Origin of the sequence: Moritella sp. Urea-trap-13, from assembly GCF_002836355.1 — a bacterium.
Lineage (GTDB): Bacteria > Pseudomonadota > Gammaproteobacteria > Enterobacterales > Moritellaceae > Moritella.
The window spans coordinates 42052-59865 of the sequence record NZ_PJCA01000035.1 but is presented as its reverse complement, the minus strand read 5'-3'; the positions used below and the strand labels follow the sequence as shown (position 1 = coordinate 59865).

The window sequence follows — 17814 nt, the reverse complement described above, 5'->3', positions numbered from 1 at the left end:
CAAAGCATCTATTTACCGCGACGGACACCACGTGATGTACGGCTGCCACTATTACGAAATGTCCCCGTCTGACTGGTCGCTTTATTACTGCTAGTGAACGACTTTTTCGGTTTAGAATAACTGCTCACCGTTTTCGTTGGGGTATAACTAGAACGACTCAAGCCAGCAGAGCCAGCACGTGTTTTCGCATAAGGCGAGCTAAATGACTGGCCTTTACGCTGAAATGATTTACGGGTTCTCGTTTCAACAGCCGCTTGCTTTACACTCTGTTTTGGACTGGTATAACGTGAACGTCCATGGTCATTGTAGTAACTATAACGACGATTTTGACTCCAATTCGAGTAACCAACACGACCGGTTAAATCACCCAGCATGCGATACATACCGTACCACTGCCAGAAACTGGTGCCGTTGCTACCGCTTTGCCAACCACCATAGTTGGGATTGCCGACCATCTGACTACCTGCGCCGTAATCAGCACCATCACCGGCACTTTTTTCAGCAAATTGGCTAATTGCACCGACTCGAGCAAGTCGGCCGTCAGACATGTCTGCTAACACGTTAATGGGATCTGTTAATGCATCATTAAACAAGCTTGGTTTGGCGGCTTCTTCAATACGCATTAGCTCATCCAGCAAAGGTCCTGAATTATCTAACGTTACAGTCTGTGCTTTTACATCATTCAATCGCATCGCAAGATTCTGATATAAAGGCCCCTTTCGCGTTGCATCTTCAGCAATCAAATCAGCGATACGAGCCAGTTCTGGTTTTTGTTGTTTTAAAACTTGTGCATACTCAGTCAACAATCTGGCATTGCGAACAGAGCCGGTTTCAATGGTAGAACCTAATCTGCTAAGACTGCTTTCTACACTGGCTACTTGTTGGTTAATTGTCGTTTGCGTTTGTTCAAGTTTCGATTCACAGCCCGCTAACAGCTGCAAAATAAATAACAGACTTATTAACTTCCATGGTTTAATCATTGACATAGATGGTCACCTATTTTGCCTGCCGACTCTAATATAATTACGCCATCATCTGGCTTTCTAACATCTTGCTACTGTACGTTTTAAGCATCAAAAAATCAACTGGTTATAGCGTGGTAAATTACCTATTTTGTAAACGATTGTAATCTAATAAACCGGCGTTAATAGGCTGTAACTGTTGATTTAAGGTTTGGATAGTATCACTGTGTGGCCAGAATCGAGGGTCAGAGCGTCTAACACCATAATCATCTAGCCAAGCAGTATAATCTGCGGCTGTTTTCATTGCCGCTAAACGAGCAAAAAATGTGAGTGATAGTGTAGCGTCTATCGAGCCAAGTTATAAAACAAGTTACGCTATTATTTGCTCGCGTTAGTATCAACAAACTTAAAAATAGCTATCAAAAAACATAAACGCCAATTCAACTATTAAATTAAATTGGCTTTAATATGCATTACGCAATCTATTATATCAGGTGCTTTGTTTAGCGCGTTAGCGCAACTAGCCCATGCTATAAGTGTAAGGTGCTTGAATACCTAGAGGGATACCAAGTGCCCAATAACCCAGTAAGAATATTGTCCAGGCGATTAACATCGCGATAGAATAAGGCATCATTAATGCTGCCAACGTGCCAATACCTGAACTCTTCATATAACGTTGTGTGTAAACAACCACTAGCGGGAAGAACACCATTAATGGTGAGATAATGTTAGACACTGAGTCACCAACACGATAAGCCGCTTGGGTTAATTCAGGAGAGATGCCCACCGCCATTAACATAGGCACAAGTACTGGACCGATTAATGCCCATTTTGCTGAAGCACTGCCGACTAATAAGTTAACAAATGCCGTCAATAAGATCATACCAACAATAGTGATTTGTCCTGGCATATCCATTGATTTCAATAAATCAGCACCAGATAACGCCAGTAAGGTACCTAAATTTGATTGGCTAAATGCAGATAGGAATTGTGCACAGAAAAATGCCATCACGATATAACCACCCATAGTGCCCATCGTAGCAGCCATGGCTTTAATTACATCATCACCTGATTTGAACGAACCAGAAACACGGCCATAAACGATACCCGGAATAATAAACAGTACAAAAATAAGCGGCACAATTGATTGCATAATCGGCGCACTAAATGACGTTAATTCACCTTCAGGCGAGCGCAATGGTGATGCTTCAGGATAGAGTGCAGTAATTAATGCCACGATACCCGCTACCATAGTCCAACCCGCATAGCTAAATGCTCTTGATTCTGCTGTCGATAACACAGCTAAATTAGGCGCTTCTTCTGCGTTCTCATCAACAGGCGTAGCTGCAAGTCGAGGCTCAATGATTTTCTCTGTTACATACCAACCGACACACACCACTAGGATTGAAGATAAGCCAGTAAAGAAAATATTTGCCAGTGGATTAACAACATAAGCAGGGTCTAATACTTGCGCAGCTGATTGCGTAAAGCCAGCCAGAAGTGGATCAATACCCGATGGGATAAAGTTAGCAGAGAAACCACCAGATACACCAGCGAATGCAGCGGCAATACCCGCTAACGGATGACGACCTGCCGCATGGAAGATCACACCACCCATAGGGATCACTAACACATAACCAGCATCAGCCGCGGTATGTGAAATGATTGCCACTAAAATCAACATAGGTGTTAATAACTTAGCTGGGGTGAAGTTAAGCATTTTCTTCAAACCGGTATTAATAAAGCCTGACGCTTCTGCAACACCAAGACCTAGCATAGAGACCAGTACAATGCCTAACGGCGCAAAACTGGTAAATGTGGTCACCATATTAGCGAGGAAAGAGGCCAGTGACTGCCCAGTGAGTAAATTATTAATCTCAATAGCTTGGCCAGTGATCGGATGGATCATGCCAAAATCAAACTGTGAAAATAACGCTGACAATAGCCAAACGATGACTAATCCCCAGAAGAATAAAATGGCAGGATCTGGGATTTTATTACCAGCCCGTTCAATTAAATTCAAGAATTTATCCATTGCCCCAGAGGGTTTCCCTGGTATTTTTGCCACTGCTTGCTTACTCATTATTACTCCACCGTTAATCACTACGTGCGATTTAAAAGCAAAAATAATAGCTAAATAGTGGGGATTTACAAGAGCATAATGAGGCCAGTTACGTCATCGAAAAGCACATAGATATTACAAAATAGGTACTTGAGTATTATATTCTTCAGTTATACTTTCAAATCAATCAAAGTGTTACATAACTCTACTATATCAACAATACCGATATTTACATCTAGCAAAGAAGTTATTTAAAGCAGTGTAAATTATTTACCTGACACTTTGACTTGTATGATTAACCATCATTTATTAGTGGTATTTAGTACATTGAAATAATAAGCATGTAAAACTACTGTATCCAATGCAGTGTTACGTCAGCTGAAATTGCATATCCTCATCAACTCGGCGCAGCAATTATTGATTATAACGACGCAAGAAACTATCTACTGATTTTTTTGGCGTTTTAGCTAACGTTTGTACCAACGGAAAAGGAATGCAGGCTAAGCTATAACGTGATTTCATTTCATCTAACATCACCAACCAGAGTTTAGTGGTCATTTCCGAATCAAATAGCGCACGGTGAAAACCACCGTCTGACGGGATATTGGTATATTTAATTAACTCACCTAATTTATGACTCGGGGCATCTTGAAAAATACGTCTTGCCACCAGCAGTGAACAACTAAATTCACCATCATAACCGCGACCAATACGTGTCAATTCAGCGTCTAAAAAGCGCTTATCAAATGAGGCATTATGGGCCACTAAATTGTAACCTTGGATAAAATCAGCAAATCGGTGCATGACTTCTTCACAAGGGGCGGCGTCTTCGAGCATGGTATTGGTGATACCTGTGTAATCGGCAATAAAGCTACTAACACGACGGCCTGGATGCATCAACTCTTGAAAGCGCCCAGTGATCTTGCCGTCTTCAATTTTTACCGCTCCGATCTCAATCGCGCGATCACCCATATCAGGAGATAATCCAGTGGTCTCGAAATCCAATATAATAAGGGTATCAGCGTTCACTATCATTGCTACTTTCTCTCTCGTTATAACTTATAAGCTGGTCGTGAAGTATAAAACAGTATGCTCACACAAGCGATCTATGTCTACACTAGGGGTAATAGCTGTTTTATAAGAGGGAACTGTATGTCGATAAAACCTCTAGATTGTAATCAATTGTATAGGATTTCAACACTCACAGAGCTTGCAGCTGATTGTAAGTCAACTAAACATCTGCAACCACTCGATCAAATTATCGGCCAAGACCGGGCACAACAAGCGGTCGAATTCGCCATGTCGATAAAAGAAAAAGGCTATAACATCTACGCCCTTGGCCACAATGGCCTCGGCAAGCGCACCATGATATTACGCTATCTCAATCGCCATGAGCCAAGCAGTAATAATCAGGCCATTTTTGACTGGTGTTATACGGTTAATTTTGATGAAGCGCGTCACCCAAAAGTATTAAGGCTACCAGCTGGTACAGCGCATCAATTTAAAAAAGAGGTAGAAAGCCTCACCCTGCGCTTAGTAAAAGCATTATCGATGGCCTTTGATAATGAGATCTACTTCGCTCGCGCTGAAAAACTGAAAAACAGATTAGAAAAAAAACAAGAAGCGATATTACAAGATCTAACGAAATCTGCCGAGCAACATAGCATTAGCCTAACATTAACAGCACAAGGTGATTACCAGCTCGTCGCCATGAACGACAAAAATGAAGCCTACTCTGAAACCGATTTTGACGCGTTAACTGACAGTCAAAAAAAGCGCTTTGAAACTAAAATTACAGAATTAGAAATAAAGTTACGTGACATTATTCGTCAATTAACCATTTGGGAAGAAGAGTTCACTGATAAGATCCAAAAGCTTGATGAGCAAATTGCTCAGGATGTATTAGTTCATTGCACCACGCAATTAAAAGACAAATACAGTCACCTGCCCGAGGTGAAAGCCCATCTAATCGCCATGAATAAAGACATATTAGACAATCTTGATATCTTTGTTGAAGATAGCGAGGATGATATTACTTTGGCTTATGCCGCATTAGACAAAAAAATGCCTCGCCGTTATCAAATTAACGTACTCGTTTGCCAAGAAACCAACACCTTCCCTATCGTGGTGGAGGAAAGTCCCAATTACCATACTATTTTTGGCTATATCGAAAATGCAACGTTCAAAGGTACGGTGTTTACCGATGCCTCCTTGATTCGAGCGGGTAGCTTACACCGTGCCAATGGTGGGGTATTAATGATTGACGCGGTCAAGGTACTGGAGCGACCTTATGTTTGGGATGGCTTGAAACGAGCCTTGCGCGCCAATAAATTAAGCCTCAGCTCACTGGAAAGAGAAGTCAGTTTATCAGGTACTATTTCGTTAGATCCCGAGCCAATACCACTCTCGGTTAAGATCATCCTGTTTGGTGATTATCAGACTTATCAACTACTGCAACAATATGATCCTGAATTCAGAGAGTTATTTCGTGTTACAGCCGATTTTGAAGATGTCATGCCCAGAACAGAGATAGCGGAAGCCAACTATGCAAAGTTCATTTCCAGCATTGTCCACGATAACGATATGCTGCATTGCGACCGTAAAGCCATGAGCAGGATCATCGAGTACAGTTCACGCCAAGCGGAAGATCAAGACATGCTCTCCTTACATTCTGTTGATATCGCCAACTTATTACGTGAAAGTAATTACTGTGCACGTCTCGCCAATGCCACCCTTATTCGCTATCACCATGTTGAACAAGCGCTGACAAATAAACAGCAACGTGCAGGTAGATTACAAGACTATCTATTACAAAGCTTTATGAATGGTTCCACGCTCATTGATATTAAGGGCCACGTGGTAGGACAAATCAATGCGCTTTCCGTTATTGCAACAGCAGACAGTCAATTTGGTATTCCCGGTCGCATCACCGCGACCGCTTCTTTTGGCGAAGGTGAAATATTCGATATTGAACGACAGGTCAAACTCGGTGGTAATATCCATTCTAAAGGGGTTATGATCCTAACAGCTTATCTGGCTTCGGTATTTGGTCAAACTGCAATTATCCCACTCACAACGCGTTTAACGTTCGAACAATCTTACGGTCAAATCGATGGCGACAGTGCCTCTCTCGCCGAATGCAGCGCCATCATTTCGGCATTTTCTCAGGTACCATTACGTCAAGATATTGCCATCACCGGTTCCATGGATCAATTTGGTCATGCCCAGCCTATCGGCGGCGTAAATGAAAAAATAGAAGGCTTTTTTGATGTTTGCTCATCGATTACAACATTATCAACACAAGGGGTAATCATTCCGCGCGCTAATGTGCATAACCTGATGTTAAGAAGTGATGTAATTGCCGCTGTTGAGCAAGGTCTATTTCATATTTGGGCAATTGACCATGTCACCGAAGCGATTAATTTACTCACTAACATCATCGCAGGCTCAATGAACAATAAAGGCGAATATGCTCATAACTCTGTTTTTGGTATAACCCAAAGTCGATTAACCAATCTGCGCAAAGATAATAATAACGCCACCGCAAGCACGTAAACTTATACGGCTTAACAAATGAATGGGGACAGCAATAACATTGCGTATTAATGTATTCCCCAGCAGCGACATAAACATGAATAAGTATAAACAAAAATAATAAAAACAAACATTTAGGGTTACTTTCCGATTAAATGTGTTGACATAAACCAACTAAATTTTATACTGCAACTTCTTTAATCAACGCTAAGTAGTCGCTCTGATGATCAGTCTAAAATGGAATGAAGACATGTCTGTTGGTATCGATGAGATTGATACCGATCATAAACAGATCCTCTCTATTATTGCATCTATAATCGAAGCGATTGATACCAACGCGAATGCCGATACGATGGAGCAACATTTTGCTGACCTTACGGCTTGTAGTACCGCGCATTTCAAGCATGAAGAAGCATTAATGGAGACAATGGCCTTCGATGATTTTGTTGAGCATAAAAAAGGTCATCAAACGTTTTTAAAGCAACTCCCTGAATTGAAGAATAAACTGTTACATTCAAATGATACTGATGCGGCAGAACAAGTAAGTCAGTTTTTATATGATTGGGTGATTGAGCATATTTTCATTTCTGACATGGATTATGTACATGCATTTCATAATGAAACAAAACATTCAGTTTCATTGAAAGCCATATTCCAGCGTACATCGGAATGGCTAAGTCATCGAGTCAGCATTTCGACTCGCGTGCTTATTACCTCGTTATTACCAATCCTTGGTATGTTATTACTCAGCTTTATCGCAATTAAAGACAATTACCAACAATACAAAAATATGCAGCTGTTAGATAATCTCACCCAGATCGTGCAGCAAGTGAACTCACTAACACATAACTTACAAGTCGAACGTGGATTACTGTCAAGCTACATGAGTTCAGACTATAAACGTTTCTCTAAAGCGCTCACCACCCAACAACACAAAAGTAATGATGCAATATATACGTTTACCACGCTGCTCAATTCACGTCAGGCGTTATTAACTGAACCTATGTTAATTGAGTTTATTAACTCAACCAAAATTGACATTGCCGAGTTGATCATATTTCGCAGTGGTTTAAACAATACCGACATCAGTAGTGAGCAAATGCTAACTGGTTATAATGAGATTATTGGTAAACTATTATCGCGGGTAAATCGTTTATCGCATATCAAAATGGATGCCGAGTTTGCTAATAATATTACTGCGATTAATGCGATCGTAGGATTGAAGGAGATCCTTGGTCAACAACGAGAGATTGGTACATTACTCATCGATGATGATCTATCCAAGCATGAGTTAATGCACAGCGAACGTTACAAGCATATTTATATGCAACTGGGAATGCAGCTCAATGCTATCTTCATTTTTAATTATTCAGCAACCCCAGAGCAACTCCAGGCGTGTGGTCAGTTATGTAATATAGCAAAACAAAAAGCATTTATTAGCAACGCGATTGAAGACTTCATGCTCAAACCTGAAATAGAGCAAAACAGTCAATTTTGGTTCATCCAACTAACAAATCGCATTGATGACATCGAAATAGTGGCAGATAAAATCATCAATGATCTCGACGTTAAAACACAGTTAAAACTCGAAAAATTAGAATCTAGGTTTTATCTAGTACTTATTATAATTAGCACTATTGTCATTTTTAATACCTTACTTTTCACCATTCTCTATCACAGTGTTATTACCCCTATTCGCCGAATTACCCATGCGTTAAAACAAGTCACATTAGGCCATTACAACCAACAAATGAATGCATCCACATCCAGTGACGAAATTGGCGCTATGTACGAGGCTTACGAAACATTACGCCGAAAATTATTACAAGCTGACATGTCAAAAAATATCATTAAACGTCAGCAACAATCGCTATTAGATCGCCGTAAAGAGCGAGATAAGTACCGTGAATTGGCATCAAGAGATACTTTAACTGGCGCATTAAATCGACGTAAATTTAACTTGGTCCTGAAACAAGAAATTGGCTTTGCCAAACAAGATAAACAAAAGTTGTCATTATTATTACTCGATATTGACCACTTCAAGAATATCAATGACTCTTATGGTCATGCTGGCGGCGATCAAGTATTACGCGATTTCTACGACGCCTGCTTCAGCAGTGTCAAAGCATCCGATATCGTCGCGCGTATTGGTGGTGAAGAGTTCGCCATCTTAATGCCGGAAACCAACAGCACCCAAGCACACGTCATTGCTGAACGACTTCGCCATAATATCAGTAACCTGCAGGTACCTTATGGCCAAGATACGATTCGTCTCACCGTCAGTATTGGACTAGCCCAGTGGCACGAGTACAACTCCTTTAATGTCGAAGAATTTATTTCACATACCGATAAGGCACTTTATCAAGCAAAACATGATGGTCGAAATTGCGTTGTAGCAGCATCTGAATAGACACAAAAAAACGGATATAACCTAAGGCTATATCCGTTTTTTATTATCTGCGATTTACCCGCTATTATCCGTAATGCTTAATCACCGCTATTGTAGGTAAATAGCGGTGAATAAAATTACTCAGCGTCAGTCGCTTTCTCTTTCTTCACAACAGCAATGCTTAGCTCTTCAAGTGATGCTGGGTTTGCTTCACTTGGTGCTGATGTTAATAAGCACGCAGCAGTTGTTGTTTTAGGGAATGCGATAACGTCACGGATGTTATCAGTACCTGTTAGCAACATAGCTAGACGGTCTAAACCAAATGCTAAACCAGCATGTGGCGGCGTACCGTATTTAAGCGCTTCAAGCAAGAAACCAAACTTGTCTTGTTGCTCTTGTGCTTCGATACCTAAGATTTCGAATACTGCTTTTTGCATTTCACCTTTGTGAATACGCACAGAACCACCACCAACTTCATAGCCATTAATAACCATGTCGTAAGCGTCAGAGATAGCGTCAGCAGGGTTAGCTAATAGCTCTTGTGCATCAACATCCATTGGCGCTGTGAATGGGTGGTGAACCGCGTGTAGGTTACCTTCGCCATCTTCTTCAAACATTGGGAAGTCAACAACCCAAAGTGGTTTCCATTCGTTTGAAGTAAGTTCTAAATCAGTACCTACTTTAAGACGAAGTGCGCCAAGAGCTTCAGTTACAATTTTGTTTGTATCTGCGCCGAAGAAAATGATATCGCCGTCTTTGGCGTTAGTACGCTCAAGTAATGCAGTGATCACGTCAGCTGTTAAGAACTTAGCTACTGGCGATTGTACGCCTTCAGCACCAGCGGCAACGTCTTTCACTTTCATCCATGCCATGCCTTTCGCGCCATAGATGCCTACAAATTTAGTGTATTCGTCAATTTGCTTACGAGACAGTTTAGCGCCGCCAGTAACACATAATACCGCTACACGACCTTTCGGGTTGTTGGCAGGTTCAGCGAATACTTTAAATTCAACATCTTTTAGGATGTCTGCAACGTCAACAAGTTCTAACGGGTTACGTAGATCAGGTTTATCTGAACCAAAACGACGCATTGCTTCAGCATAAGTCATGCTTGGGAACGCTGGTAATTCAACGTCCAAGATTTCTTTCCACATGCTCGTGATTAAACGTTCAGTCACTTCACGCACTTGTGGTGCAGTCATGAATGATGTTTCGATATCTATTTGTGTGAATTCAGGCTGACGGTCAGCACGTAAATCTTCATCACGGAAACATTTAACGATTTGGTAATAACGATCGAAACCAGACATCATCAACAGTTGCTTAAATAACTGTGGTGATTGTGGCAAAGCAAAGAATTGACCTTTATGCGTACGGCTTGGTACTAGGTAATCACGTGCGCCTTCTGGCGTTGCTTTTGTTAGTACTGGTGTTTCAATATCAAGGAAACCGTGGTCATCCATGAAACGACGAACAAAGTTACTTGCTTTAGCACGGATCTTAAGACGGTTGCTCATTTCTGGGCGACGTAGATCTAAGAAACGGTGCTTAAGACGTTGCTCTTCGCTGTTCACTTGGTTGAAATCAAGCGGCAGTGCTTCTGCTTTATTGATAATTTCTAGGTCTAGGCCTGAAACTTCAATCGCGCCAGTTGCCATGTCTTTATTTACTTGGCGTTCTTCACGAGCACGTACAGTACCAGTGATTTTCACACAGAATTCGTTACGTAATTGGCTAGCACGTTCAAATACAGCTTCTACATCTGGATCATAAACAACTTGCACAATACCTTCACGGTCACGTAAATCGATAAAAATAACACCGCCTAAATCACGACGACGATTAACCCAACCACACAATTCAACCTGTTGGCCGATATGTGCTTCATTTACTTGTCCGCAATACACTGTGCGCATCTGTATAATCCTACTAATCGATGGATCGGGTAGCCACTTTGGCAACCCTCAAAAAATTACCGTTATTGTAATAGAAATTAGCACCGCAACCAATACTTATACTCAAACAACGTCAAGTTATCCCGAAACTACTTCCAGTTATAGCCAAACAGCCTAAGAACCCGCTTATTCACACCGCTTGCAATTGTCCTTGTTGGTTAAATAACCGTTATTTTGTTAACAAAAAAGTCATTATTAACGCTGAAAAAACCAACACGACAGCGAAACAAGCAAATTATTCCATCTATATGCGGTTTAGCTAGAGACAAAGCTGGTCATTTTAACTAAAATACGTCGCCTTATTTTGCTAATTTTCATTGCAGGTTATAACAATGCAACAACGCGATCAGATTTTCTCAGCCCCGTTAGATCAAATCGGTGACTTCACCTTTGACGAACGTGTTGCAGAAGTATTTCCGGATATGATTAAACGTTCTGTACCCGGTTACTCTAATATCATTTCTGCTATTGGCATGATGACCGCGCGTTATGCTCAAGACAATACCCAGCTTTATGATTTAGGTTGCTCACTTGGCGCTGCCACTATTGCGATGCGCCGTAACGTGCAAGCAAGCAATTGCAATATCGTCGCGATAGATAACTCGCAAGCAATGCTGGAGCGTTGTGAGCGCCATCTCTCCGCTTATAAAAGTGATACACCAGTACAAGTACTGTGTGATGATATTTGTGCGGTGGATATCACCAATGCATCGATTGTAGTGTTGAATTTTACCCTACAATTTATTCCATCAGCAGAACGCCAAGCGCTACTCACCAAAATTTATGCTGGTTTAGTCCCTGGTGGTATTCTGATCCTGTCAGAGAAATTCTGCTTTGGTGATGAAAACGTCAATGATTTACTGATCAATTTACACGAAGATTTCAAACGTGCTAATGGGTATAGCGAATTAGAGATAAGTCAAAAACGCAGCGCGATTGAAGATGTAATGCGTCCCGACAGTATTGAAACACATTTGAAGCGTCTAAAAGATATCGGCTTTAGTAGCGCCAACTCTTGGTTCCAGTGTTTTAACTTTGGTTCTATGGTCGCGATTAAATAACACCGACACGATTGGCACTACAGTCGCACGACCATAAATAGAAAATAAATAGCACAATACACCAAATTAATTTAAGCATTTGCATTAATTTAAAGCAGTAACATTAATTGAAAGTAATATAGGTTACCCATGATCGACTTTTCAAATTTTTACCAGATAATTGCGAAAAACAAATTACACCATTGGCTGTACACGCTGCCTGCACAAATGCACGAATGGGAACGCGAACATAAACATGGTTTTTTACCGCGCTGGGAAAAGGTACTAAAGAAGCTACCTAAAATCGAAACCAAGCACATCAATATTACCGACAAGTTTGAAGTTGGTGCGCCGGGTGAGTTAAGCGAAAGCGACCTGCGTAAAACCGAAAGTCTATTACAAAAATTCCATCCATGGCGCAAAGGCCCATTCAACATACACGGTATTCACATTGATACAGAATGGCGCAGTGATTGGAAATGGGAACGTTTACGTGAGTTTATCTCGCCGTTAAAATACCGTTATGTGCTTGATGTAGGCTGCGGTAGCGGTTACCACATGTGGCGTATGCTCGGTGACGGTGCAGAATTTGTTGTGGGTATCGATCCAAGCCAATTGTTCTTAGTGCAATTTGAAGCAATCCGTCATTTTGCCAATAACGACCAACGTGTGCACTTATTACCCCTTGGTATTCAAGAATTACCTAAATTACGTGCCTTCGACACAGTTTTCTCTATGGGTGTTCTATATCATCGCAAATCACCAATTGACCATATTGAACAGCTTAAAAACCAGCTGCGTGATGGCGGTGAATTAGTATTAGAAACATTAGTGATTGATGGTGATGAGCAAGCAGTATTAGTCCCTGGCGATCGTTATGCGCAAATGCGTAATGTATGGTTCTTACCAAGTTGTGCAGCACTCAAACTTTGGGTTGAAAAACTCGGATTTGAAAATGTGCGTATCGTTGATGTTTCCGATACCAGTATCGAAGAGCAGCGTGCGACAGAATGGATGCGTAACGAGTCATTGGTTGATTTCCTTGACCCGAACGATCACAGTAAAACGGTTGAAGGCTACCCTGCACCGAAACGTGCGGTATTAATTGCCACTAAACCTTATGCAGAGCAGTTAGACGAATAACTTCAGAGTCGAAGCGCCCAATCTGGCGCTTCGCTTAAACATAAGCGCATTACGTTATGCACATTGCCCACAGTTTAATTTAGAGTTAGAAATGGAAATGGATACTTTCAAAACCCCTCGTCAATTAATGACCGCTGTCATCATTAGCGCCCTACTTTCAGGCTGTGCGAATGTGGATCAATTTCTTAATCAAGGAGAGACCGCAGCGCTACTGAAATCTCAAATTGAACAACAGAGTGAACAAATAACGTTATTAGTTGAACAACAAAATACCATTTTAGCTGAATTACAAAAACAGCCAGCTTTATTTGCTCACCAAACACAAAACATCAGCCAACTTAACAGTAAGCTCGAAGATTATGTGCAATTACGCCAACAAGTCATCGACAATAGCGAGCGCATTGCGACTTGCCAAGCCGATAAAAAAACTCAATCCAGCGATAACCATCTGTCCCTTGCACAGTCAACCGAAGGGATAACACCGCTGGAGAAAAGAGTGATCGGCTCAGAAGAACTGGTCTTGCTCGATGATCTAAAAGAACAATATAAAGCCCGCATCGATACAGGTGCAACGACCTCATCATTAAACGCGACCAACATTGTTGAGTTTGAACGGGATGGCAAAAAATGGGTTCGCTTTAACTTCAATCAAAGTCTCAATGATGACCAAGTCATTGAAGCAAAAGTGGCACGTACTATTTTGATCCGCCAAGCCAATAGCAGTGAGCCGACACGCCGTCCTATTATCGAATTACCCGTACAGCTGGGTGATCTAAAAACCTTAACTGAGTTTACCCTTGCCGACCGTCGTCACATGTCATTTCCGGTATTACTTGGACGTACATTCTTAAAAGACATTGTCATTGTTGATGTTGCACGTACTTACACATCAACTAAGTCCATCACTCAGTAATTCATCATCATTAATTTAGAGTGCGAAGTGATACATTAGCTCGCACTCTATAACAGCTTCTTTATATTGTTCCACCACTGCCCATCCACATTCTCCGCTTAGTAATAACCGCCCATAGTAATCAAAAAATTACAGTGATAAATTGCAATTCATAAACAACTACCGTATAAATAATTGATATATAACTATTGTATTAGACATGTTTCACATTTCTGAGGTGTAATAATACCGTTATTATGAACATCTATCTTAAAAACAACTATAATCGATTAAATACCATTGTTATTAAATAGATAGTCATTATTTTTAAGGTCGACAAGCATATTTTAAAAATAAAGATCATCATTATATTAAAAATATATATTGTTTATATAAGAATAACGGAACTATTACCCCACTTTGGTGAACTAACCCTCTTTTTCAGCAGTCAACAGGGCCAAATATCGAATGAAAAATACAACTACAACTCGCACACTAAAAACATCAAAGATCGCTATTGCTAGTGCTCTTAGCCTTGTATTTTTAAGTGGCTGTGCCATGACACAAAATAAAGAAAATACCGCGATTGTCAGCAAGCAACAGGCGCAGATAGAAACTATTTTGCAGCAACAACAACAAATATTAACGACATTACAAGCACAACCAGATAAGTTCAGCGAGCAAGATGAAGCCATCAGTAAACTAACAGAACAGCTTGACGGCCTGGGAGCTAAAACACCCGTGAATAAAACCACAGCAATCGTGATACCAACCACCAAAAAAGTACACAATGACATCGCCGGTAAAGTCATTCTTGGTCAAGAAGAATGGATATGGTTTGACCAATTACAAACTAATTTCAAATCACGTGTCGATACCGGCGCAACGACCTCGTCATTAAATGCAACTGACATCGTTAAATTTGAACGTGATGGCCGTGACTGGGTTAAATTCAATTTATCCCACAAAGATGATAATGAAGTGTTTCCAATTGAAGCGCCCGTTGTCCGTACCGTTAAAATTCGTCAAACCAATGCTACTAAAGCATTGGAACGTTATGTTGTTAGCATACCCGTTGAGCTTGGTAGTATAAAAACAGAAACTGAATTTACACTAGCAGATCGTAGCCGCATGATATTCCCAATTCTATTAGGCCGCACGTTCTTAAAAGACATTGCCATAGTCGATGTTGCGCAAAAGTATACTCAACCGAAAAATAAATCGGTGTCTATTAAAAAACAACCGACTGCAGTTAAAAAAGGGACTAACTAATCATGCCATCTAAGATCCCATTTCGCATCTTCGTTGCGATACTTTTCCTACTCGGTGTTGGCAGTATCGCACAACGCCATTACAGTGGTGAGATCCCTTGGTTACCGGGTGAGACTTACTCGACGTGGATGATTGAAGCTAAAGTTGAATTCACAGCGCAAGGCGATGCGGTTAACGCTTCTTTTGCTACCCCTTCAACACAAAGTAACTTCACCGTTTTAAATCAAACAGCAGCGTCTCCTGGTTATGGCTTATCGTTTCTTGATGATCGAGCACAATGGACAATTCGTAACGCCGAAGGCAAGCAAGATCTATACTACAAAGTGAATGTACTGACTAATGACATTCCATTAGATGTGGCCAATAAACAAGATGTCAGTATTCATAAAACGACTTGGTTACCACCTTATGACATAGCGGCAGAGCAACTTGTTACTAGCGCAATGGAAAAAAGCGCCGATGCATTTTCATATAGCCGTGAATTACTAAAATTACTTTCGGGTGATAATCTAGGCCAAAATGCGACATTGATGCTCCAAGAAAGCAGTAAATCCGATTTATTTGTCGCGCTGCTTAATGAAGCCAATATCCCCGCATTACTGGTTAAAGGTTTATACCTTGAAGACGGTCGTCGCCAACAACAACTACAACCATTTGTATTAGTATTTGGTGAAGATGATAGCCGTTTAATTGATGTTAAATTAGGTCAAGTAGCAGATGCACATAACTTGCTACTTTGGGAACAAAACGGCGAACCGACATTAGACCTCATTGGTGGTTCTAATTCTCGCGTTAGTTTCTCTATCATCCAACAGACTCAACCTGTTATGCAGGTACTGAAAGAGAAAGCCAACGATACCGATCTTTCAAACTTCAGTATCTACAGTCTACCACTTGAAGAACAAGCGCTGTTTAAAGGTATTTTACTGATTCCATTAGGTGTCATGATCGTGGTGTTGATGCGTATTCTTATCGGCTTACGTACATCAGGCACCTTCATGCCGGTGTTAATTGCCATGGCATTTGTGCAAACAAGTCTCGCCACTGGTTTAATTGGCTTTACCTTAATCGTCGGTATCGGTTTAGTGATCCGTTCCTACCTGTCGCGACTAAATTTATTGTTGGTATCACGGATATCTGTGGTCATCATTACCGTGATCGCCATTATTTGTCTGTTCTCAGTACTGTCATACAAAATTGGTTTAACAGAAGGTCTTAAAATCACCTTCTTCCCAATGATCATTTTATCTTGGACCATCGAACGTATGTCAATTCTATGGGAAGAAGAAGGCGCGAAAGAAGTATTTGTACAAGGTGGCGGTAGCTTATTCGTTGCAGTACTTGTCTATCTAACCATTAGTAATGAGCTATTACGCTATTGGGCATTCAACTTCCTTGGCTTACAACTTATCATTATGTCAATCATCTTAATGTTAGGTACTTACACTGGCTATCGTCTGCTAGAACTGCGCCGCTTTAAAGACATGCAAGGTGACTAATGATGACATTTTCATTTTTAAAAGAGTTCGCTCAGCCGCGTAAATTGAAGCAGCAAGGTATCTTAGGAATGAACCAGCGTAATAATATGTATATATCACGCTATAACCCAAGAAAGTTGTTTCCGTTAGTGGATAATAAATTAAAAACCAAACAGATAGCTGAAGACGCTAATGTTAGTACCCCAGAGCTTATTGGCGTGGTTAATAACCAACATTCGGTTAAATCTGTTGATAAGCTTATCGCCGGACTTAATGGCTTTGTGATCAAGCCAGCCAAAGGTTCTGGTGGCAAAGGTATCTTAGTTATCACTAAAGTCGAAGCTGGTCGCTATTACAAACCCAGTGGCAGTGAATGTTCACTCGATGATATTGAACGCCATTGTTCTAACATATTAGCCGGTCTATTTTCACTTGGTGGTGGTATCGATGTTGCCGTTGTGGAAGCACTTATCGTCTTTGATGACAGCTTTGAGGGTTATAGCTTTGAAGGAGTGCCCGACGTGCGAGTGATCGTATTTAAAGGCATCCCAATGATGGCTATGATGCGTTTATCAACATCGATGTCCGATGGTAAAGCAAATTTACACCAAGGCGCTGTTGGGGTTGGTATTAACATCACCACAGGTGAAGCGTTAAACGCGGTGCAATATGATGCGATGGTGACTCATCACCCTGATACCCAGAAAGAATTAGCGCTATTAAAAGTGCCGCACTGGGAAGAAGTTATTCGATTAGCGGCCCAGTGTTATGATATATCAGGCTTAGGTTATTTAGGTGCGGATGTGGTATTAGACCGGGATCATGGACCAATGTTATTAGAATTGAATGCGCGTCCTGGACTGGCGATTCAGATTGCCAATGGCATGGGATTACTACCAAGATTACAACAGATTGAAGCTGCCAATACTGATAATATGGATTTAGACCAGCGTCTTGCCTATTGTAAACAGCACTTCAGCTAATGAATCAATCGTTAGGCCGGATTGGCGTCATTTAAAATAATAAAGGCATATAGTTAACGCTATATGCCTTTATTTATTCAATACACTGTCAACGCATTTTACAA

The 17814-nt window shown here is 40.9% G+C and carries 13 protein-coding genes; 8 read left to right on the top strand and 5 right to left on the bottom strand.

The window, feature by feature from the left end:
• Positions 1-8 precede the first annotated feature (8 nt).
• The 4 genes from CXF93_RS16500 to CXF93_RS16485 form a co-directional block, all read right to left on the bottom strand.
• Positions 9-986 (bottom strand): hypothetical protein, encoded by a 978-nt coding sequence (locus tag CXF93_RS16500; protein ID WP_101063627.1) that lies wholly within the window; start codon positions 984-986, stop codon positions 9-11.
• A 118-nt stretch (positions 987-1104) separates the two neighbouring features.
• Entirely contained in the window at positions 1105-1311 is a 207-nt protein-coding gene (locus CXF93_RS16495) for a fatty acid cis/trans isomerase (RefSeq protein ID WP_255418850.1), read from the bottom strand.
• A 171-nt stretch (positions 1312-1482) separates the two neighbouring features.
• Positions 1483-3045 carry an AbgT family transporter gene (locus tag CXF93_RS16490; protein ID WP_101063626.1) on the bottom strand — a complete coding sequence of 521 codons (1563 nt, stop codon included), beginning with the start codon at positions 3043-3045 and terminating at the stop codon, positions 1483-1485.
• Positions 3046-3438: 393 nt separating this feature from the next.
• Entirely contained in the window at positions 3439-4059 is a 621-nt protein-coding gene (locus tag CXF93_RS16485) for a PolC-type DNA polymerase III (protein ID WP_101063625.1), read from the bottom strand.
• A 117-nt stretch (positions 4060-4176) separates the two neighbouring features.
• Here CXF93_RS16485 and CXF93_RS16480 point away from each other — a divergent pair, with 117 nt between their 5' ends.
• Together CXF93_RS16480 and CXF93_RS16475 are read left to right on the top strand one after the other, a co-directional pair.
• Positions 4177-6579: a Lon protease family protein gene (locus CXF93_RS16480; protein WP_101063624.1), complete on the top strand. Its 2403-nt coding sequence runs from the start codon at positions 4177-4179 to the stop codon at positions 6577-6579.
• A 202-nt stretch (positions 6580-6781) separates the two neighbouring features.
• On the top strand, positions 6782-8968 hold the full coding sequence (locus CXF93_RS16475; protein WP_157824463.1) for a bacteriohemerythrin: 2187 nt from the start codon (positions 6782-6784) through the stop codon (positions 8966-8968).
• 116 nt (positions 8969-9084) lie between these two features.
• Here the strand turns inward: CXF93_RS16475 and aspS are convergent, their stop codons facing one another.
• Positions 9085-10863 (bottom strand): aspartate--tRNA ligase, encoded by a 1779-nt coding sequence (aspS, locus tag CXF93_RS16470; protein ID WP_101063622.1) that lies wholly within the window; start codon positions 10861-10863, stop codon positions 9085-9087.
• A gap of 371 nt (positions 10864-11234) precedes the next feature.
• Between aspS and cmoA the strand changes: the two genes are divergently transcribed.
• The 6 genes from cmoA to CXF93_RS16440 all read left to right on the top strand — a co-directional run bounded on the left by cmoA (position 11235) and on the right by CXF93_RS16440 (position 17710).
• The gene (gene cmoA, locus CXF93_RS16465; RefSeq protein ID WP_101063621.1) at positions 11235-11963 is read left to right on the top strand and encodes a carboxy-S-adenosyl-L-methionine synthase CmoA; all 729 of its coding nucleotides are present in this window, start codon (positions 11235-11237) and stop codon (positions 11961-11963) included.
• 129 nt (positions 11964-12092) lie between these two features.
• Complete coding sequence (gene cmoB / locus CXF93_RS16460) at positions 12093-13085, top strand: tRNA 5-methoxyuridine(34)/uridine 5-oxyacetic acid(34) synthase CmoB (protein ID WP_101063620.1); 993 nt, start codon at positions 12093-12095, stop codon at positions 13083-13085.
• Positions 13086-13176: 91 nt separating this feature from the next.
• Positions 13177-13998, top strand: coding sequence for an ATP-dependent zinc protease (locus tag CXF93_RS16455; protein ID WP_232784244.1), 822 nt, complete (start codon positions 13177-13179; stop codon positions 13996-13998).
• Between the two features lie 447 nt (positions 13999-14445).
• Positions 14446-15249 carry an ATP-dependent zinc protease gene (locus CXF93_RS16450; protein ID WP_101063618.1) on the top strand — a complete coding sequence of 268 codons (804 nt, stop codon included), beginning with the start codon at positions 14446-14448 and terminating at the stop codon, positions 15247-15249.
• Positions 15250-15251: 2 nt separating this feature from the next.
• Positions 15252-16748 carry an inactive transglutaminase family protein gene (locus CXF93_RS16445; RefSeq protein WP_101063617.1) on the top strand — a complete coding sequence of 499 codons (1497 nt, stop codon included), beginning with the start codon at positions 15252-15254 and terminating at the stop codon, positions 16746-16748.
• Positions 16748-17710, top strand: a complete 963-nt coding sequence (locus CXF93_RS16440; RefSeq protein WP_101063616.1) for an alpha-L-glutamate ligase-like protein — start codon at positions 16748-16750, stop codon at positions 17708-17710. Before CXF93_RS16445 ends, CXF93_RS16440 begins: the two co-directional genes overlap by 1 nt.
• Positions 17711-17814 lie beyond the last annotated feature (104 nt).